This is a genomic window from Geodermatophilus sp. SYSU D00663 (genome assembly GCF_054050655.1).
The window spans coordinates 1-18,597 of record NZ_JBJGZT010000041.1; the positions used below are offsets into that span (position 1 = coordinate 1).

Consider the following 18,597-nt stretch of genomic DNA (forward strand, 5'->3'; position numbering starts at 1 on the left):
GGGGCCACCGCCACGGCGGTGGCCCCGGCCTCTTCGCCTGCACTCACGTACTCGACCACCCGCTCCAGCGTTCGACGCTGACGACGACCAGCGGCCCGCACGGCGGCTGGTCGCGGTACTGGGGATGCCGATCGACGAGCGCGGCCAGGCCCGGGTGGCCGGTGCCCGGATCGTCGATGACGACGCCGATGCCGTCGGCGCGCACCCACCAGAGCCGGCTCCAGTCCTCCTCGTAGTGGTCGACCAGCAGGGCACACCGGGGCTCGTGGCGCAGGTCGGTCAACCGCTGCAGCTGTGTCGTCCGCTTGGGTTTGGCGTCGACGGCCAGCCAGACGGTGTCGGCGGACGCCGCGAACACGACCGGGACGAGGTGCGGAGCGCCGTCCGGGCGGACGGTGGCCAGGCGAGCGACGGCGGCGGAGGCGAAACGCTCGCGCAGCTCCGCTGTCCGCACCGGTCGGTCAGCCGCTGACGGCAGTCGTCGAGCGGCCGGCGACCGCCTCCGGTACGGCGTCCCGCCCGACGGGCGGTGCCGGCGGTGCGGGCTGCTGCCGGACCACCACGGGGCCGGCCGGCGGCGCCCCGAGGACGAGGGGCCCTGGTGGGTGCCGGTTAGCCGCCCTACGTTCGAGGCGGCCGAGGAGGCGGCCACCGAGCGCGACCACCGGAGGCGTCCCGTGGACAGCCCCTACCGAGGTCAGGACGACGTCCACGTCCTGCCCACCAACATCTCCCTGCCGGGGGTCGGCGTCCTCCCGATCAACGCCTACCTGATCACGTCCGAGGAGCCGGTCCTCATCGACAGCGGCATCGCCGTCGACGCGGACCAGTTCCTCGACGCGGTCGGCTCGATCATCGACCTGCGGACCCTGAAGTGGGTGTGGCTCACCCACGACGACGCCGACCACACCGGCAACATCCAGCGGATCATGGAGGCGGCGCCGAACGCCCGGCTGGTCACGCACGGGTTCGCCGCCCTGCGCATGTCGACGTGGTGGCCGGTCCCCATGGAGCGGGTGCACGCCATCCGGGCCGGTGACGAGATCCACGTGGGGGACCGCACGCTCACCGCGGTCGCCCCGCCGCTGTTCGACAACCCGATGTCCCTCGGCGTCCTGGACCGGTCCACCGGGGCGCTGTTCACCGTCGACGCCTTCGGGGCGCTGCTCCCGGAGCCCACGCAGGACGCGTCGGACGTGTCCCCGGAGGCCCTCGCCGGCGGCATGATCGGCTGGGCCACGTCGGACTCGCCCTGGGTGCACCTCACGGACGAGGTCCAGTTCGGCCGGGTCCTCGACCGCGTCCGGCAGATCCAGCCCCGGCGGATCTTCTCCTCGCACCTCCCCGTCGCGAGCGGGACGGAGCTGGAGGAGTTCCTCCGGGTGCTGGCGCAGGTCCCCACCGCCGAGAGGTTCGTGCCACCGGACTCCGAGCAGTTCGCCGACATGATCAAGGCCATGGCGGAGATGCAGCGCGCCGGCGAGCAGGTCCCCGCGACCCCGACGGTGGCCGGCCCGCCGGCGCCGGGCGTGACCCCGCCGGCGCCACGACGACCGAGCTCACCGGCGGGCGAGACCGTCCGGAGCCCGTAGCGGCACCCCCGGGGTGCGGCTACGGGACCCCCGGTGACACCTCAGGCGGGGACCAGGTCACGCCGCCCGGGCGCCGGCGTCGGGGCCGTGCGGAAGCCGCGGGCGATGAGGTAGACCGCCAGGCCCATCTCCCACACGGTGACCGGGACGGCGCAGAGGAAGCCCCACACCGAGACCTGCTCGTAGACGCCGAACAGCACGGCGGTGGACGAGAGGAACACCAGCGGCCCGCCGACCAGGCCGGTCACCGCGATCCACCGGGGCGCCAGGCGGCCCCGGTGCACCAGCGCGGCCAGCAGCAGCGTGTTGACGCCGATGACCAGGCCGGGGCCGACGAGGAACGTCGCGTCATGCAGGGCCACCAGCCCGCGGGCGACGGCGACGGACGACGCGTCGTCCCCGGCCGACCGGAGCGCGACCACCGCGAGCACGCTGACGATCCCCACGACGATCACCGCCGCCTCGAGCAGCCGCCCGCACACGTAGCCGAGGGCCAGGGCCCGGCCGTGCCGCTCGACGACCGGGTACGCCGCGACCGCGGTGCCGATGCAGGCCGCGGCCAGCACGACCTCCAGCAGCGCGCCCCAGCGCACCTGCGTGTCCGCGCCCTCACCCAGCACGTAGGCCGGGTCGCCGAGCAGCGGCTGGTACAGCGCCAGCGCCGCGACCGCGCTGACCGCGGCGACCAGGAAGAACACGCCCGTGACGACGGCGGCTCCGCGGGACTCCCTCATGACTCTGTCTCCTCCGAGATGGTGGTGTACGGCGTACACCGACGGCGCGGACGTTAAGGTGTACGTCGTACACCCGTCAAGCAGGGAGGGGTCGGATGGCACGGGAGCCCCTGAACCGGGCGCGGGTCCTCGCGGCCGCGGTGGCGCTCGCCGACGAGGCGGGCCTGGGTGCGGTGAGCATGCGGCGGCTGGCCCAGGAGCTCGGCGTCGTCCCCATGGCGCTGTACAAGCACGTCGCCGACAAGGACGAGCTGCTCGACGGGATGGTCGACGTCGTCATCGGGGAGTTCGAGGAGCCCGCCCCCGGGGCGGACTGGCGCGCCGCGGTCCGGCAGCGGCTGCTCTCCGCCCGCCGGGCGGTGCTGCGGCACGCCTGGGCGCGGAAGGCGATCGAGTCGCGCACCCACCGGACGCCCGCCGTCCTCGGCCACATGGACGCCGTCGCCGGCACCTTCCGGGCCGGCGGGTTCTCCGTCGACCTCACCCACCACCTCATGCACGCCCTCGGCAACCGCATCTGGGGCTTCAGTCCCGAGCTGTTCGAGGAGCCGCGCGACGACGACGCGCCCGAGCCCACGCCGGAGGAGCGGCAGGCGGTGGCCGCGGAGTTCGCGCGGCGGTTCCCGCACGTGCTGGAGATCGCCACGGCGGCCACCGGTGGCGACCTGTCCGCGGTCGGGCAGGGCTGCGACGAGGACTTCGAGTTCGCCTTCGCCCTCGACCTGCTGCTCGACGGCGCCGAGCGGCTGCGCGCGCGGGGCTGGCGCAGCTCCCCGTCCTGACGGGCGCGCGGCGGCTCAGACGGCGAGGAGCTGGTGGACCAGCCGGATCGCGATCGAGCCCTCGCCGACGGCGGAGGCCACGCGCTTGACCGACCCGTGCCGGGCGTCGCCGGCCGCGAGGACGCCCGGGAGGCTGGTCTCCAGCGGCAGCGGGGGACGGCCGAGGGCGCGGACGGCGCCGGCGCTCACGTCCGGCCCGGTCACGACGAAGCCCGCGGGATCGCGCTCGACGGCCGGGGGCAGCCACTCGGTGTGCGGCCGGGCGCCGATCATGAGGAAGAGCGCCTGGGCGCTCACCGTCTCCTCCGCGCCGCTCGCGCGGTCCCGCAGCACGAGGTGGTCGAGCCGGCCGTCGCCGCCCCCGCCGACGACCTCGGTGCCGGTCCGCACCTCGACGCCGGGCGTCCCCTCGACCTGGCGCGCGAGGTAGTGCGACATCCCGGCGTCGAGCGACGCGGCCCGCACCACGAGCGTGACCCGCTCCGCGAAGCGGGCCAGGTGCAGCGCCGCCTGCCCGGCGGAGTTGGCGCCCCCGACGACGTAGACCTCCTCGCCCGCCACCAGCGGGGCCTCCGACGCCGCGGCGCCGTAGGAGACGCCGGCCCCCCGCAGCGCCTCCAGCGACTCCACCCCGAGGCGCCGGTAGCTGGCGCCGGGCGCGAGGACCACCGCGCGGGCCACCACGACCCCGCCGGTGTCGAGCGAGACGACGATGCCGTCGGGCTCGTGCGCGAGGTCGGTGACCTCCTGCATGAAGGCGAACCGGGCGCCGAACAGCCACGCCTGCTCGTAGGCGCGGCGCGCCAGCTCCCCGCCGGTCACGCCGCGGGGGAAGCCCAGGTAGTTGCGGATCGCCGAGCTGGAGGTCGCCTGGCCGCCGATGCTGCCGGAGTCGACGACGATCGTGCGCAACCCCTCGGAGGCGCCGTAGACGCCGGCGGACAGGCCGGCCGGCCCGCACCCGACGATGACCAGGTCGTAGCGGTCACCGGACGGGTCGATCGCCGTCCCCGCCGACCGCGCGATGTCGAGGTCGGTGGGGTCCTCGAGCACCGTCCCGTCGGGCATGACCAGCAGCGGCAGCCTCCGCCGCTCCCGGTCGGCCAGCAGGGCGCGGCCCTCGGCGGAGTCGGCCAGGCAGAAGCGGTGCGGCATCGCGCAGCGGCCGAGCACCTCCCGCAGCTCGTAGGCCCGGCCGCTCCAGGTCTCGCCGACGACGTCGATCGTGTGCGGCGCGCGGCGCCGCGTCTGCGCCCACGCCAGCAGGAAGCCCGACACCGCCTGGTGGAACTGCTCGTCCGGCGGCGGCGCGGGGCGCACCAGGTAGTGGTCGATGCGGCCGCGGGCGATCGCCTCGAGGACCGCGTCCCCGGTGCCCGGGGTCCCGACGTGCGCCCACGGGACGAGCAGGGCCCGCTCGGCGTGCGGGAACCGGCCGCGCACCTCCGCCAGCAGCTCCGTTCCCGGGGCACCGGACACCGTCTCGCCCGCGAGCACCAGGGCGACCTCCTCGCCGGCCCCCGCGAGCTCGTCCAGCAGGGCGAGCGCCTCGTCCGCCGACCCCCGGCACTGCACGCGGTAGTCCCGCTCGTACCGGCTGCGCAGTTCCCGCCCGACGGCCTCCAGCAGGGCCGGGTCGTCGTCGACGGCGATCAGCACCGGACCGCTCATGCGCGCGCAGCGTAGGGAGCCGGCACCACCCGGCCCAGGGTCGAGGGACCCGGGACCGGCCCGGGTCACCCGTGCGGCGGGGTGAGCCGGCGCGGCAGGCAGGCGTTGGTCAGCCCCGCGCCGTGCAGCTGGGGGTAGGTGGCCGCGCACCAGGCCTCGACGTCGGCCCGGCCGCCGAACGCGGCGTCGACCACGGTGATCCAGTACGGGTCGCCGTCGGGTGCGGTGGAGCGCCGGCCGAAGTCGGTGCCCTGCAGCACGTACAGCGCCGACGGGTCGGTCACCGTCGCGAGCCCCGCCCGGCTCTCGGCGAGGACGTCGACGGCGGAGAAGGTGTGCGAGCCGTCCTGCGCGGTCTGCAGCGGGTCGGTGATGCCGACGTCCTTGGACGCGAGCTGGGCGACCCACCGGCCGTCCAGCGGGACCCGGGCCAGCGACTCCTCGCGCAGCGCCGCGAGCTCGGCCAGCGCGCGGGCCTCGGCGTCGGGCTCCCCGGCGTCCTCCCGCGGCTCGGCGGCCGCGGCGGTGCTCGGCGCGGGCTGCTCCGCGCCGGCCGCGCACGGCGGCAGGTCGCCGGGCGCCGGGTCGGGCGTGCACGGGCCGGTGTCGACGCGGGCGGCGACGCCGGTCCACCACGAGGTGGTGCCCATCGCGCCGGCCCACGACAGGGAGACGTGCACGTGGTCGGTGTGCGGGCTGGCCCCGTCGTACGGCTGCCACCCCCGGGCCGGCGACCAGATCTCGCGGTCCCAGATGACGTACATGACGCCGAGCCGCCGCGCCGCCCACGCGGACTCGCCGGACGGTCCGGGCGCGGTCAGCCACGCCAGGAACTCCTCGGCGACCGCCCGCTGCGCCGGCACGCCCGCGTCGAGCATCCAGTCGAGCGCGCGGCCCTCCTTGTGCTCGCTCGGCCCACCGACGGCGCACTCGCGGGAGATGCCGACGCTGCCGGTGCCGTAGTGGGCCAGCAGCGCGTCGGCCAGGTCGCGCGCGCCCGGCTTGGGCGCGGGGTCGCAGACCGCCTGGGCGACGTAGGGGGCCGGCGCCTCGACCGCCGGTGGCGCGGCCGCCGGGGGCGTCGGTCCCGTCGCGGCGGCGGAGGCGGGGGACGCGGGCAGCAGCGCCGCCAGGCCGGAGGCGAGGACGGTGCCGACCAGCGTGCGGCGGCGGGGCAGCGGGGTCGGGCGCACGGCGTCCTCCGCGGTCTCGGGAGTGCGGCGCGGCTCATCCCAGGGGGACGACGCGGCGGCGGTCCAGCCCCCGAGCCGCGCCGGTCCCGGCTCCGCGGCGTGGCGGCACGCGCCGCGAGCGCCACGCCCGGCGGGCTCACGCGTCGACGGTGGGCGACCGGCCGCGCAGCGTGTCCAGCGACCGGTACATGCCGACGGCGACCGCGCCGAGCGCGACGAACCCCTCGTCGTCGGCCACCGCCGACTCGCGGAGCAGCGCGGTGAGCCGCCGCAGCGCGGCACCGGCCTCGCGGACCGCGTCGTCCCGGCCGTCGGTGGACCCGGCGGCGCGCAGCACCCGGGCGAGGCCGTCGAGCGCGTCGGCGAGCAGCCAGCCGGTGCCGCCGTCGACGCGGTCGATGCCGCGGCGGTCCGGGGGGAGGTGGGCCACGAGCGTGGTCAGGTCGTCGACGAGGACGGCGACCCGGTCGAGCGCCCGCGACTCCTGCCGGACCCGCGCGGCGGTGCCGCCCCAGCGCCGCGCCCGTGGGTTGGCCAGCCGGGCGCGCTCGACCACGGCCTCGGCCGCGCGCATCCGGTCCAGCGCGGCGTCCAGGTCCCGCCGGGGCCGCACCCACTCGCCCGGCGCCGGGAGCGCGCCGCCCCGCAGCCCGCCGGCGATGCCGTGCAGGTGCCGGGCCAGCAGCGCCCGCGTGGTCGCGATCGCCCGGACGGCCGCGGTGAGCTGCATCGGCGGGAACAGCACGGTGGTGACCATGACGCCGATCGCCGCCCCGAGCAGGGTCAGCCCGGCGTAGGCGGCGGCGTAGCGCGCGGGGTCGGCCGCCGTCCCGACGGTGAGCATGAGGACGGCGGCGAAGCTCACCCAGCTCGCGTGCTCCTGCAGCACCCGCCACTACTCGACGCCGATCGCCAGCGCGACGATCAGCGCGATGGTGAGCGCACCGGGCAGCGCCTGCTCGGTGAGCCGGTGGACCGTGACGCCGAGCCCGAAGCCCAGGAGGATGGCCAGCACCGTCCGCCAGGCCGCGGCGGCGGAGTCGGCCACCGTCGGGTGCACGGCGATGACCGCGCCGAGCGGCGCGTAGTACGCGTACTGGGTGAACGGCGGCGGCAGCAGGACCGCCACCTGCCAGGCGAGCGCGGCGGCCAGCGCCGCCCGCACCGCACGCTGCACCCAGGGCCGGCGCAGCAGCTCGCGCGTCCGGGCCCCCGCCCCCGGCGTCCGCACCGCGGTGCGGCTACCCGCCCGGCCGCGCCCGGGCGGCGGGCTCGGCGCCGTCGCCCGCGGGCGCGTGCCCGGCCGTGTCGCCCGCGGGTGCGTGCCCGGCCGTGTCGCCCACGGGCGCGTGCCCGGCCGTGTCCTCGACCGTGTTCCCGGTGACCCGCACCGACGGGACTCCCGGCGCCCCCTCCCCGCCGGCCTCCACGACCAGCGCGAAGTCCTCGCCGTGCCGGCTGATGCCGTCGACGACGGCCTGCTCGACCGCCTCCGCGGCGTAGGTGCGGCGCAGCACCATGGGGTCGGTGCGCACGTCCTTGGCGAGCGCGACGGCCAACCCGACCATGACCAGCGCGAAGGGCAGCGCCGCGATGATCGTCAGGTTCTGCAGGCCGGTGAGCGCCTCGCCGCCGCCCACCAGCAGCATCACCGCCGCGACGGCGCCCATGACCACGCCCCAGAACACCACCGTCCCGCGGCGGGGCCGGAGCGTGCCGCGCTCGGACAGCGAGCCCATGACGATCGAGGCGGCGTCGGCCCCGGAGACGAAGAAGATCGCCACCAGCACCACGACCAGCACCGTCGTGGCGGTGGCCAGCGGGTACTGCTCCAGCACCCCGAACAACTGCCCCTCCGAGGTGGCCTGCCCGGCGACGTCCGCGCCGGACCGCTGCGCGGCGATGCCGGCCCCGCCGAAGACGGCGAACCACACCAGGCTCACGCCGCTGGGCACCAGCAGGACGCCGGTGACGAACTGGCGGATGGTGCGGCCGCGGCTGATCCGGGCGAGGAACAGCCCGACGAACGGCGTCCACGAGATCCACCACGCCCAGTAGAAGACCGTCCAGCCGCGCAGCCACTCCGCCGTCGCCGGGCCGCCGCTGGCCTCGGTGCGGGCGGCCATCTGCGCGAGGTCGGCGACGTAGCTGCCGACCGCTCCGGGGACCAGGTTGAGGATCAGCACGGTCGGTCCGGCCACGAAGACGAACAGGGCCAGGACGACGGCGAGCACCATGTTGACGTTGGACAGCCACTGGATGCCCCGGGCGACGCCGGAGACCGCGGACGCGACGAACGCCGCGGTCAGCACCGCGATGATCCCGACCAGGACGCCGTTGCCCACGTCGCCGGCCCAGCCCAGGATCTCCACGCCGCTGCCGATCTGCAGCGCGCCCAGGCCGAGGGAGGCCGCCGAGCCGAACAGCGTGGCGAAGATGGCCAGGACGTCCACGACCCGGCCCGCCCAGCCCTCGGTGCGGCGCCGGCCGAACAGCGGCTCGAACGCCGCGCTGACCAGCGTCCGGCGGCCGCGGCGGAACGTGCCGTAGGCGATGGCCAGCCCCACCACGGCGTAGATCGCCCAGGGGTGCAGGGTCCAGTGGAACAGGGTCGTGGCCATGGCGGTCTGCACGGCCTCGGGGGTCTCGCCGGCCACCGTGCGCGGTGGCGGGGTGACGTAGTGCGCGAGCGGCTCGGCGACGCCGTAGAACATCAGCCCGATGCCCATCCCCGCGCTGAACATCATCGCGACCCACGAGACGGTGCGGAACTCCGGCGCCTCGTCGTCGCGGCCGAGCGGGATGCGGCCGTACCGGCTGGCCGCCAGCCACAGCACGAAGACGACGAACGCCGAGGCCAGCGTCACGAACAGCCAGCCGAGGTTGGACTCGATCCAGACCAGCGCGCTGCTGCTGGCCGAGCCCAGGCCGCTCGGGCTCACGAACCCCCAGGCGACGAACGCCAGGGCCAGCACCGCGGCGACGGTGAAGACGACGCGGTCGAGCCGGGCGCGCGCGTCGGCCGCCGGGAGAGGCGGCTCGGCGATGGCGGGGTGCGGGTCGGTGGGGAGCGGGGCGACGGCCGGTGCGGCCGCCCCTCCGTCGGGGTGTCCGGGCGGTGCGGTGGGGCTCACTGGTCTGCGTCCGCGCACGCGCGGACGACCCTCCGTTCGGTCGACTGCTGGGGGACCGCGTCCCCGGCGGGCAGGAGTGCGCGCACGGTCAGCACGCAGGCCCGCGCTCCCAGCCTCGGTGCACCCCGCCGGAGCCGCAATCCGGGACCGGCGCCGCCGGGCGGGATGACACGACCGGGGTGCCGGGTTGTTGAACCCGCAAGCACATCGGCCCCTGCACGAGGAGAGCGCCCGCATGACCACCTACGCCGTCACCGGAGCCACCGGCCACCTCGGCCGCCGCGCCGTCGAGGAGCTGCTCGACCGCGGCGTCCCGGCGTCCGACGTCGTCGCCGTCGTCCGCCGTCCCGAGGCCGCCGCCGAGCTGGCCGGCCGCGGCGTGCAGGTCCGCCACGGCGACTACTCGCGGCCGGACACCCTGCCCGCGGCCCTGGCCGGCGTCGACCGGCTGCTGCTGGTCTCCGGCAGCGAGCCGGGGCAGCGGGTCGCCCAGCACGAGGCCGTCGTCGAGGCGGCGGTGGCCGCCGGGGTGCAGCGGATCGTCTACACGTCGATCGCGCACGCCGACACCTCGGCCAACCCGCTCGCCCCCGAGCACCGCGGGACCGAGGAGGTGCTGCTCAAGGCGGACGTCCCGGCGACCGTCCTGCGCAACAGCTGGTACCTCGAGAACTACACCGCGCAGCTCGACCGGTACCTCGCCACCGGCGAGATCGTCGGCGCCGCGGGGGAGGGCCGGGTGTCGATCGCCCCGCGCGCGGACTACGCCGTCGCCGCCGCGGCCGCGCTGCTGGCCGACGAGGAGGGCACCGTCGTCCTCGAGGTCGGCGGGCCCGGCGTGACCCTCGCCGAGCTCGCCGCCGCCGTCACCGAGGCCACCGGGACGACGGTCCGCTACCGCGACCTCCCGGCCGACGAGCTCGTCGCGACCCTGCAGGGCGCCGGCCTCGACGCCGGCACCGCCGGGTTCGTCGCCGCCATCGACACCTCCATCGCGAACGGCGATCTCGACACCGGCGACGCCGACCTCGCCGCCCTGCTCGGCCGGCCGGTGACCCCGCTCGCCGACGCCGTCCGCGCCGCCCGCGCCTGAGCCGCGCGGCCGCCCGGGTCACTCCCGGGCGGCCGCGGGCGTGTCCGCGTGTCCCGGTCATTCCGCGGGCACCGAGTGGTGCTCGTGGGTGACCAGCCAGCGCCCGTCCACCCGGCGCAGGCCCACGGTCAGCCGCACCTCGAAGCCCTCGGTGCCCGCCGCGCCGATCCGGAGCAGGCCGTGCGCGAACGCGACGCCGTCCCCGGCCACCACGGTCAGCTCGGAGACGTCGAACAGGCCCTCGCCCTGGGCCTCCCAGAACAGCCGCCACTGCCGCAGGTAGCTGTCGATCCCGGTCACCACCATCGGCGGCGGGACGTCGAACAGCACGACGTCGCCGGTGTGCACGGCCACGACCGCGTCGACGTCGGCGCGCCGCACGGCCCGTGCCCACGCCTCCAGCACCTGGCGGACCTGCAGCTCGTCGGAGTCCATGCGGGGCAGACCGGGCCGGGCCCCCGATCTCATCCCCCGGGGTGAGGTCCGCCGCCCGGCTGCACACGGCCTGCGCCGGTGCCGAAGACCGGGACGTGAACCCGATCGCGTGCCGCGCCGTGGCGCAGGCCGGCCTGGTCGCGGCCACCGCCTCGGCCGACGACGAGCGCCCCTGGCCGCTGCTGCTGGTGGCCGGCTGGCACACCACCGCCACCGACCTCGTGCTGTCCGACGCCCGGCTGGCCGAGGAACTCGCCGCCCTGCCGGCCTGACCGTGTCCCGGCCCCGCCGGGGTCGTTGAGCCTCCCGTGATCCCGGACAGCGCCCGCACGGCCGCCCGCCGCGCCGAGGACGTGCTGGCCTGGGCCCCGAGCGGCCGGATCGCCGTCCCGCTCATCGTCGCGCTGGTCGTCGTCGCCGACCTGGTCGGCGTCGGCACCGTCACCCTGCTGCTGCTCGGCGTCTCCGACGACGGGGACGACGCCGGCCGCGGTCCCACCCTGCTCGCCGCGCTGGCCTACCTGCTCGTCGCGCTGCCCGTGGCCACCCTCGCCGGGCTGCGCCGGCAGCGGGCCACCACCGCCTGGCTGCTCGCCGGCCGCGACCCCACCCCGGCCGAGGCCGCCCGCGCGCTGCGGCTGCCGGTGGACGCCGCGCTCACCGCCGCCGTCGTGTGGCTGGCGGGGGCGGTCCTCGCCGGCGCCGTCGCGGCGGTCACCTTCCCCGACCCGCTGGTCGGCCTGCGGGTCGGCGTCGTCGCGCTGCTCGGCGGCGCCGTCACCGCCGGTGTGGTGTACCTGCTCGTCGCCCGCGCCGCCCGCGCGCTGACCACCCGCGCGCTGGCCGCGCACCCGCCCGCCGGCCGGCTCGCCCTCGGCGTCCGCCCGCGCCTGCTGCTCACCTGGGGGCTGACCAGCGCGGTCCCGCTGCTCGGCGTGGTGCTGCTGTTCGCCGACCCGAGCAACCCCGGCGGGCCCGGCCGCACCGCCGTCGTCTTCCTCGCCGTCGTCGCCGTGCTGGTCGGCGGGCTGGCCACCCTGCTCACCGCCCGCGCGGTCGGGCAGCCGCTGCGCGACCTGCGGCAGGTGGTGCAGCGGGTCGGCGCCGGGGACTACACCGCGAGCGTCACCGTCGACGACGCCGGCGAGATCGGCCTGCTGCAGGAGGGCGTCAACACGATGGCCGCCGGCCTCGCCGAGCGGGAGCGGCTGCGCGACCTGTTCGGCCGGCACGTCGGGACGACGGTCGCCGCGCGGGCGCTGGCCGAGGGAGCCTCGCTGGGCGGGGAGCTGCGGCCGGTGGCGGCGCTGTTCGTCGACGTCGTCGGGTCGACCGCGCTGGTGCGGCGCACCGGCCCGGAGGGGATGGTCGGCCTGCTCAACCGGTTCTTCGCCGTCGTCGTCGACGCGGTCGAGGCCGAGGGCGGGCTGGTGGACAAGTTCGAGGGCGACGCCGCGCTGTGCGTCTTCGGCGCGCCCACCGGGCACCCCGACGCCTCCGGCGCCGCGCTGCGCGCCGCCCGCCGGATCTGCGACGACGTCGCGCGCGCCGGGGAGGTCGACGTCGGCGTCGGCGTGGCCTGCGGGCCGGCGTGGGCCGGGCAGGTGGGCACCGCCAGCCGGCTGGAGTACACCGTCATCGGCGACCCGGTGAACGAGGCCGCCCGGCTCACCGAGCTGGCCAAGGACCGGCCGGGGCGGGCGGTGGCCAGCGAGGCCGCGGTCCGGGCCGCCGGCGGCGGCGAGGCCGCCCACTGGGTGCCCGACGCGGAGGTGGAGCTGCGCGGCCGCGGCGAGCCGACCCGCACCTACGTCCGCGCGAACACCTGACCGTCGGGGCCGTGCGAGCGGACGACGACGAGCACGTCCTCGCTCTGCAGCGTGCCGATCAGCGGGTCGTCGAAGCGCAGCGTGCGCCCGCCGCGGGTCACCGACAGCACGATGTCGCGCAGGTCGCGCGGGCCCAGGCCGACCTCGCCGGAGGTCACCGTGCGCTGGGAGAGGTCCAGCCCCTGCCCGCCGGTGAGCAGGTCCTCGACGACGGACACGACCCGCGGGCTGTCGGTGGACAGGCCCAGCAGCCGGCCCGACGTCGCCGAGGTGGTGATGACGGTGTCGGCGCCGGACTGGCGCAGCAGCTGCGCGTTCTCCTCCTCGCGCACGGAGGTGGTGATCGGCACGCTCGGGTTGAGCTGCCGGACGGTGAGGGTGATCAGCACCGAGGCGTCGTCCCGGTTGGCCGCCACGATCACCGCACGGGCCCGCTCGACGTGCGCGCGGCGCAGCACGTCGGTGCGCCCGGCGTCGCCGACGATGCCGGTGAGGCCGATCGAGTTGGCCTCGTCGATGGCCCGCTGGTCGCCGTCGACGATGACGATGTTCTCCAGCGGCGTGCCGGTGGCCCGCAGCGAGCGGACGGCGCTGCGGCCCTTGGTGCCGTAGCCGCACACGATGACGTGCTGACGCACGCGGGACCTCCAGCGTCGGATCCGGAACTCCTCGCGCGAGCGCGCGGTGAGCGCCTCGAGCGTGGTGCCGATGAGGACGATCAGGAACATGACGCGCAGCGGCGTGATGAACAGGATGTTCACCAGCCGCGCGCCCTCGGTGATCGGCGTGATGTCGCCGTAGCCCGTGGTCGAGAGCGTGACCGTGGAGTAGTAGACGGCGTCGAGCAGCGAGATGCCGACCTCGTCGCCGTCGCGGTAGGAGTCGCGGTCCAGCCAGACGATGAACACGGTCAGCGCGAGGAAGAACGCCGCCAGGACGACCCGCTGCCACACCTGGCGCACGGGGGACTGCTCGACGTGCGCGATCTGCACCCCGGTGTGCGGGTCGTCGCCCGGCCCGTGTCCGCCCATCACGTCCGGCGACGATAGCGAGCGGGGGCGGTGCGCACCGGGATGCCGGCGCGCACCGCCCCGATCGGGTCAGCCGCCGGCCACCGCCTCGCGCTCGCGGGCGGCCAGCTCCCGCTTGAGCACCTTGCCCGCCGCCGACACGGGGATGGCGTCGATGAAGACGACGTCGCGCAGCCGCTTGTAGTGGGTGACCCGGTCGTTGACCGCGGCCATCACCGACTCGGCGGTCAGCGCCGCCCCGGCGTCGTCGGCCCTGCGGACCACGTAGGCCACCGGCAGCTCCCCGGCCGCCTCGTCGGGCCGGCCGACGACGGCGGCGCCGGCCACGCCCGGCACGCCGAAGAGGATCTCCTCCAGCTCGCGCGGGAACACGTTGTAGCCCTTGTAGAGCAGCATGTCCTTGGTGCGGTCGACGATCGACAGGTAGCCGTCCTCGTCGAGGATCCCGACGTCGCCGGTGTGGAACCAGCCGTCGGCGTCGATCGCCTCCGCGGTGGCCTCGGGGCGGTGCGCGTAGCCGCGCATGACCTGCGGGCCGCGGATGCACACCTCGCCGCGCTCGCCGGTGGGCAGCGGGTCGCCGCCGCCGAGCGGCCGGACGGTGATCTCGGTGTCGAAGATCGGCACGCCGACCGTGCCGGCCTTGCGGGTGCCGGAGCGGAACGTCGGGTTGCCGGTGGCCATCATGGTGACCTCGGTCAGCCCGTAGCCCTCGCCGATGACGGCGTTGGGCAGCAGCGCCTGCAGCCGCTCGATGAGCGACACCGGCAGCGGCGCCGCGCCGCTGGAGACGCCGCGGACGTGCGACCAGTCCTGCTCGGCGAACCCGGGCACCTGCAGCAGCGCCACGAACACCGGCGGGGCGCCGCCGATGCTGGTGACCCGGTGGCGCTTCGCGTCCTCGACGTACCTCACCGGGTCGAAGCGCATGTGGATCACGGTGGTGGTGCCGCCCATGACCATGCCGTTGAGGTAGCCGATCGCGCCCATGGCGTGGAACCACGGCGTGAGGTTGATCAGCGTGGCCTCGCCCAGCCGGGTCGGGCACTCGTCCTCGCCGAGCACCTGGCGGATCGTGACGTCCCCGGCCTCGTCGAGCTCCGGCAGCGAGCCCGAGGTCCAGCACGAGGACTGCAGCACGTTGGTGACCACGTTGCGGTGCGGCAGCTCGACGCCCTTGCTGACCCCGGTCGTGCCGCCGGTGTAGGCCAGGTGCGCCAGGTCGGCGGCGGGGTCGAGCCCGGCGTCGAGGTGCCGGTCGGTGGGGTCGGCGGCCAGCAGGTCGGCCAGGTCGACGTCGGTCGCGTCCAGGCCCTCGAGCCGCGCGGCGAAGTCGAGGGTGTGCGCCTCCCCGGTGACGACGACGGTCTGCACCGGCGTGGCCTCGAGCGCGCTGCGGACGAAGGGCAGCACCTGGTCCCAGGTGACCAGGACCTTGGCGCCGGCGTCGGTGAGCTGGGCGGCGAGGTCGGCCGCGGGCAGCAGCGGGTTGGTGGGGGAGAAGACGGCGCCGGCCATCACCACGCCGTAGTAGACCGCCGGGTACTGGCGGCAGTTCGGGACGTGCACCGCGACGACGTCACCGCGGCCCACGCCGTGGTCGGCCAGCCAGTTGGCGACCGCGGCGGCCCGCGCGCCGAGCTCCTCGAAGGTCAGCTCGACGTCGTGGTCGACGAACGCCGTCCGCGTGCCCCAGCGGCGCACCGCGGCGCGCAGGATCGACCCGACCGGCACCGGCGGGTACTCCAGCGAGCGCGGCAGGCCCGGCGGCCAGCTGGCGGCGGGCTCCTGCGCGGCGTCGGCGGGCGCAGGGTGCGTGGCGGTCATGCGTGTCCTTCCGTCCGGAACAGGGCTCCGTCAGCGTGGTACAGCTCACACCCGCTGTCACGCAGCGCTGTGCACACCCGCAGATGTGCTGACCGCACAGCGCGGAGCTAGACGGCCGGGTCGGAGACCAGCGAGCCGGCGCGGTGCTCCTCGCGCAGCGCGGTCTTGAGCACCTTGCCGCTGGGGTTGCGGGGCAGCGCGGACACCACCGAGTACTCCCGCGGGTGCTTGTAGCGGGCCAGCCGCTCGCCGCACCAGGCCGACAGCTCGGCGGGCGTGGGCGGGTTCTCCGGGTCCCGCGGCGCGATCACCGCCAGCGGCGCCTCGCCCCAGCGCGGGTCGGGCACCCCGATGAGCGCCACCTCGGCGACGCCGGGGTGCGCGGCGAGCGCGTCCTCCACCTCGGCGCAGTACACGTTCTCGCCGCCGGTGATGATCATGTCCTTCTTGCGGTCGACGACGTAGAGGTAGCCGTCCTCGTCCTCGCGCACCAGGTCGCCGGAGTGGAACCAGCCGCCGGCGAACGCCTCCGCCGTCGCCTCCGGCCTGCCCCAGTACTCCTTCATGACCATCGGGCTGCGGTAGACGATCTCGCCCACCTCGCCGCGCGGCACGTCCTGCATGGCGTCGTCGACGACGCGGACCTCGACGTTGAGCATCGGCGTCCCGACCGAGCCGATCTTGCGGATCGAGTCCTCGCCGCGGAGCAGGCAGGTGACCGGGCTGCACTCGGTCTGGCCGAACGCGGTGACCACCTCGGCCTGCGGGAACGTGTCGATCATCGCCCGCAGCAGGGTGGTCGACGCCGGCGCCGCGCCCCAGGAGATCCGCTTGAGGCAGGACAGGTCGCGCTCGGCGATCCCCGGCACCGCCACCACCGCCGCCCACATCGCCGGCACGAGGAAGAGGTTGGAGATCCGCTCGCGCTCGACGAGGTCGAGCACGGCCACGGGGTCGAAGCCGCCCGAGGCGAGGATGACGTGGGTGCCGCCGAGCAGCAGCGGCGGCAGCCCGCCGGCCAGCCCAGCGATGTGGAACAGCGGCGCCCCCGGCGCGCCGACCCGGTCGTCCGGGCCCACCCCGAGGGTGGCCACCTGGCTGAACACGTGCATCAGCAGGTTGTGGTGGGTGAGGACGGCGCCCTTGGGCCGGCCGGTGGTGCCCGACGTGTACATGATGAACGCCGGCGCCGACTCGTCGACCTCGACGTCGAGCGGCTCGGCCGACGCCGCCGCGAGCGCGTCCTCGTAGTCCTGGCCGACGGTCAGGACGGTGTGCACGCCCGGCGCCTGCTCCCGCGCCTCGGCCGCGACGCCGGCCAGCGCGGCGTCGACCACCAGGGCGGCCGCCCCGCTGTCGGTGAGCACGTAGGCCACCTCGTCGGCGACCAGCCGGAAGTTGACCGGGACGACGATCGCGCCCAGCCGCACGCCGGCGAGGTAGGACTCCCAGACCTCGATCCCGTTGAGCCCCAGCACCGCCACCCGGTCGCCCGCGGTCACGCCCCGGTCGGCCAGCGCGCGCGCCAGGCGGGTGACCCGCTCGTCGAGCTCGGCGTAGGTGCGGCCGGTGCCCGAGAAGCGCACGGCGACCGCGTCGGGGGTGCGCCGGGCCCAGCGGGCGAGCTGGTCGGCCGTCGTCATGCCGCGCCCCTGCAGCCGGGGGGTCGGGTCGTCCACGGGTTCCTCCTGCGCCGCCACCGGGTGTGACCCGCGTCATGCTGTCGGGGCGGCGGGGAGGCGGTCAACCCTGACCGTCAGGGCACCCGGGCGACCGCGCCGACCAGCATCGGGTTGACCAGGACGGCGTCCGCGGCGGCGGCCTCGGCGCGCAGCCGCCGCTCGAAGTCCTCCGGTCCGACCTCCGCGGCGGTGGCCGTGCCGGTGCGCTCGAAGGCCGGCAGCAGGCTGGTGACGTCGCCCGCCACGACCGCCCACCCGGCCGCGTCGCCGCCCCGCTCCAGCGGCTGGGCGGACGTGAGCACGGGGTCGGGCAGCCCCGCGGCGCGGAAGACGCCGGTCAGCCGGAGGCCCGCGTCGAGGGGGACGCCGAGCCGGCCGAGCGCGGTGCGCAGCCACCGGTCGTAGGCGGTCAGCAGCGGCAGCGGCGGGTGCGCGGCCCGGCTGGTGAGGACGACGTCCTGGAAGGCGACCACCCCGCCGGGGCGCACCAGCGCGGCCGAGCGGGCGACCAGCGCGACCGGATCGGGCAGGTGCAGCAGCACCAGCCGCCCGAGGACGGCGTCCACGGGGGCGGCCGGGGACCACGTGGTGACGTCGGCCCGCACGAACTCGACGTGGGCGTGCCCCGCCTCCGCCGCCCGCCGCCGGGCCACCGCCAGGTGGCGGTCCGAGGCGTCGACGCCGACCACCCGGCCCGTGGGTCCGACCCGCTCCGCGGCGGCCAGCGCGGCCACGCCGGGGCCGCAGCCGAGGTCGACCACCGACGCGCCCGGCGCCAGGCCCGCGCTGTCCAGCCAGGCGGCGGTCGCCGGGCCGTAGAGGCGGGCGAGCACGTCCAGCCGGGCCAGCTCGGGGTCGGTGTCGCCGAGGACGTAGCCGGTGCCGGGACCGTCGCGGGTGCCGCTCGTCATGCACCCGCATGGTGGCCCGGCGGCGGCCGTGCCGTCAGCCCTCCGCGGACGGCGTCAGCATCCGCGCGGCGAGCCCCTTCCAGAGCGGGAGGTGCGGGTCGGTGGCGGCGGGCCGCTCCTCGAAGGCGTACACGCAGGCCACCCCGCGCATGCTGGTGAACAGCAGCTCGCACACCTCGGCGTAGCGGGGGGCCGAGGCGATCCGCGGGCCCCAGATCCCGTCGGCGACCCGGCGGATCGCCGCGCGCAGCCGGCGCTCCTCGACCCGCAGCGCCGCCCGCAGCTGCGGGTCGGTGCGGGCGGCCACCCACAGCTCCATCGCCGCCCAGAACGGCGGCTCCTGGAACGTCGCCCACATGAGGTCGATCGCCCGGTCGATCCGCTCCGGCCCGGCCGGCTCGTCGGCCATGACCGCCGCCGCGCGCTCCTCCACCCCGGCCAGCAGGGTGCTCGACAGGTGCCCGGCGGCGGCGACCAGCAGCTCGGCGCGGGACGGGAAGTGGTGCAGCAGCCGGCCGCGGGACACCCCGGCCCGGGCCTGCACGGCCAGGGTGGACGCGCCGGCGTACCCGGACTCGACCAGGCAGGCGACGGCGGCGTCGAGGATCAGCGCCCGGCTGTCGGCCGTGCGGGTCGACCGGCTGCGCGGGCCGTCGTCCGGGAGGGGGTCGGCGCTCACCCGC

General features: G+C 76.4%; 18 protein-coding genes. 5 read left to right on the forward strand and 13 right to left on the reverse strand.

The window, feature by feature from the left end; genetic code table 11:
* Positions 1-43 precede the first annotated feature (43 nt).
* Positions 44-454 carry a TIGR03668 family PPOX class F420-dependent oxidoreductase gene (locus tag ACI79Z_RS21715; protein ID WP_387986072.1) on the reverse strand — a complete coding sequence of 137 codons (411 nt, stop codon included), beginning with the start codon at positions 452-454 and terminating at the stop codon, positions 44-46.
* Between the two features lie 223 nt (positions 455-677).
* Between ACI79Z_RS21715 and ACI79Z_RS21720 the strand changes: the two genes are divergently transcribed.
* Positions 678-1,592, forward strand: coding sequence for an oxygen-binding di-iron domain-containing protein (locus ACI79Z_RS21720; RefSeq protein WP_387986069.1), 915 nt, complete (start codon positions 678-680; stop codon positions 1,590-1,592).
* A gap of 41 nt (positions 1,593-1,633) precedes the next feature.
* Here ACI79Z_RS21720 and ACI79Z_RS21725 read toward each other — a convergent pair whose 3' ends face one another.
* Entirely contained in the window at positions 1,634-2,326 is a 693-nt protein-coding gene (locus ACI79Z_RS21725; RefSeq protein WP_456903981.1) for a DUF4386 domain-containing protein, read from the reverse strand.
* 95 nt (positions 2,327-2,421) lie between these two features.
* Between ACI79Z_RS21725 and ACI79Z_RS21730 the strand changes: the two genes are divergently transcribed.
* On the forward strand, positions 2,422-3,108 hold the full coding sequence (locus ACI79Z_RS21730) for a TetR/AcrR family transcriptional regulator C-terminal domain-containing protein (RefSeq protein WP_387986064.1): 687 nt from the start codon (positions 2,422-2,424) through the stop codon (positions 3,106-3,108).
* Between the two features lie 15 nt (positions 3,109-3,123).
* Here ACI79Z_RS21730 and ACI79Z_RS21735 read toward each other — a convergent pair whose 3' ends face one another.
* From ACI79Z_RS21735 to ACI79Z_RS21755, 5 genes are all read right to left on the reverse strand, one after another.
* Positions 3,124-4,779 (reverse strand): FAD-dependent oxidoreductase, encoded by a 1,656-nt coding sequence (locus tag ACI79Z_RS21735; protein WP_387986062.1) that lies wholly within the window; start codon positions 4,777-4,779, stop codon positions 3,124-3,126.
* Between the two features lie 65 nt (positions 4,780-4,844).
* A complete protein-coding gene (locus ACI79Z_RS21740; RefSeq protein ID WP_387986059.1) occupies positions 4,845-5,972 on the reverse strand; it encodes a hypothetical protein in 1,128 nt (375 codons plus the stop codon).
* A 136-nt stretch (positions 5,973-6,108) separates the two neighbouring features.
* Positions 6,109-6,861, reverse strand: a complete 753-nt coding sequence (locus ACI79Z_RS21745; RefSeq protein WP_456903984.1) for a hypothetical protein — start codon at positions 6,859-6,861, stop codon at positions 6,109-6,111.
* A gap of 6 nt (positions 6,862-6,867) precedes the next feature.
* Positions 6,868-7,203, reverse strand: a complete 336-nt coding sequence (locus ACI79Z_RS21750; protein WP_456903986.1) for an aromatic acid exporter family protein — start codon at positions 7,201-7,203, stop codon at positions 6,868-6,870.
* Positions 7,204-7,213: 10 nt separating this feature from the next.
* On the reverse strand, positions 7,214-9,106 hold the full coding sequence (locus tag ACI79Z_RS21755) for a BCCT family transporter (RefSeq protein WP_456903988.1): 1,893 nt from the start codon (positions 9,104-9,106) through the stop codon (positions 7,214-7,216).
* Between the two features lie 235 nt (positions 9,107-9,341).
* On the opposite strand from ACI79Z_RS21755, the gene ACI79Z_RS21760 reads away from it, so the two are divergent.
* Positions 9,342-10,199 carry an NAD(P)H-binding protein gene (locus ACI79Z_RS21760; RefSeq protein ID WP_456903990.1) on the forward strand — a complete coding sequence of 286 codons (858 nt, stop codon included), beginning with the start codon at positions 9,342-9,344 and terminating at the stop codon, positions 10,197-10,199.
* A 57-nt stretch (positions 10,200-10,256) separates the two neighbouring features.
* Here the strand turns inward: ACI79Z_RS21760 and ACI79Z_RS21765 are convergent, their stop codons facing one another.
* Complete coding sequence (locus ACI79Z_RS21765; protein WP_456903992.1) at positions 10,257-10,634, reverse strand: YybH family protein; 378 nt, start codon at positions 10,632-10,634, stop codon at positions 10,257-10,259.
* A gap of 95 nt (positions 10,635-10,729) precedes the next feature.
* Between ACI79Z_RS21765 and ACI79Z_RS21770 the strand changes: the two genes are divergently transcribed.
* Both ACI79Z_RS21770 and ACI79Z_RS21775 read left to right on the forward strand, forming a co-directional pair.
* On the forward strand, positions 10,730-10,906 hold the full coding sequence (locus tag ACI79Z_RS21770) for a hypothetical protein (protein ID WP_387986049.1): 177 nt from the start codon (positions 10,730-10,732) through the stop codon (positions 10,904-10,906).
* 36 nt (positions 10,907-10,942) lie between these two features.
* Positions 10,943-12,463 (forward strand): adenylate/guanylate cyclase domain-containing protein, encoded by a 1,521-nt coding sequence (locus ACI79Z_RS21775; protein WP_456903994.1) that lies wholly within the window; start codon positions 10,943-10,945, stop codon positions 12,461-12,463.
* Here the strand turns inward: ACI79Z_RS21775 and ACI79Z_RS21780 are convergent.
* The 5 genes from ACI79Z_RS21780 to ACI79Z_RS21800 all read right to left on the reverse strand — a co-directional run bounded on the left by ACI79Z_RS21780 (position 12,442) and on the right by ACI79Z_RS21800 (position 18,593).
* Positions 12,442-13,494 carry a potassium channel family protein gene (locus ACI79Z_RS21780; RefSeq protein ID WP_387986558.1) on the reverse strand — a complete coding sequence of 351 codons (1,053 nt, stop codon included), beginning with the start codon at positions 13,492-13,494 and terminating at the stop codon, positions 12,442-12,444. The two genes, ACI79Z_RS21775 and ACI79Z_RS21780, sit on opposite strands and share 22 nt — an antisense overlap.
* A gap of 69 nt (positions 13,495-13,563) precedes the next feature.
* Entirely contained in the window at positions 13,564-15,321 is a 1,758-nt protein-coding gene (locus ACI79Z_RS21785; protein ID WP_456903996.1) for a class I adenylate-forming enzyme family protein, read from the reverse strand.
* A 107-nt stretch (positions 15,322-15,428) separates the two neighbouring features.
* A complete protein-coding gene (locus tag ACI79Z_RS21790; RefSeq protein ID WP_456903998.1) occupies positions 15,429-17,000 on the reverse strand; it encodes a long-chain-fatty-acid--CoA ligase in 1,572 nt (523 codons plus the stop codon).
* A 77-nt stretch (positions 17,001-17,077) separates the two neighbouring features.
* Complete coding sequence (locus ACI79Z_RS21795) at positions 17,078-17,914, reverse strand: class I SAM-dependent methyltransferase (protein WP_456904000.1); 837 nt, start codon at positions 17,912-17,914, stop codon at positions 17,078-17,080.
* A gap of 34 nt (positions 17,915-17,948) precedes the next feature.
* Complete coding sequence (locus ACI79Z_RS21800) at positions 17,949-18,593, reverse strand: TetR/AcrR family transcriptional regulator (RefSeq protein WP_387986036.1); 645 nt, start codon at positions 18,591-18,593, stop codon at positions 17,949-17,951.
* Positions 18,594-18,597 lie beyond the last annotated feature (4 nt).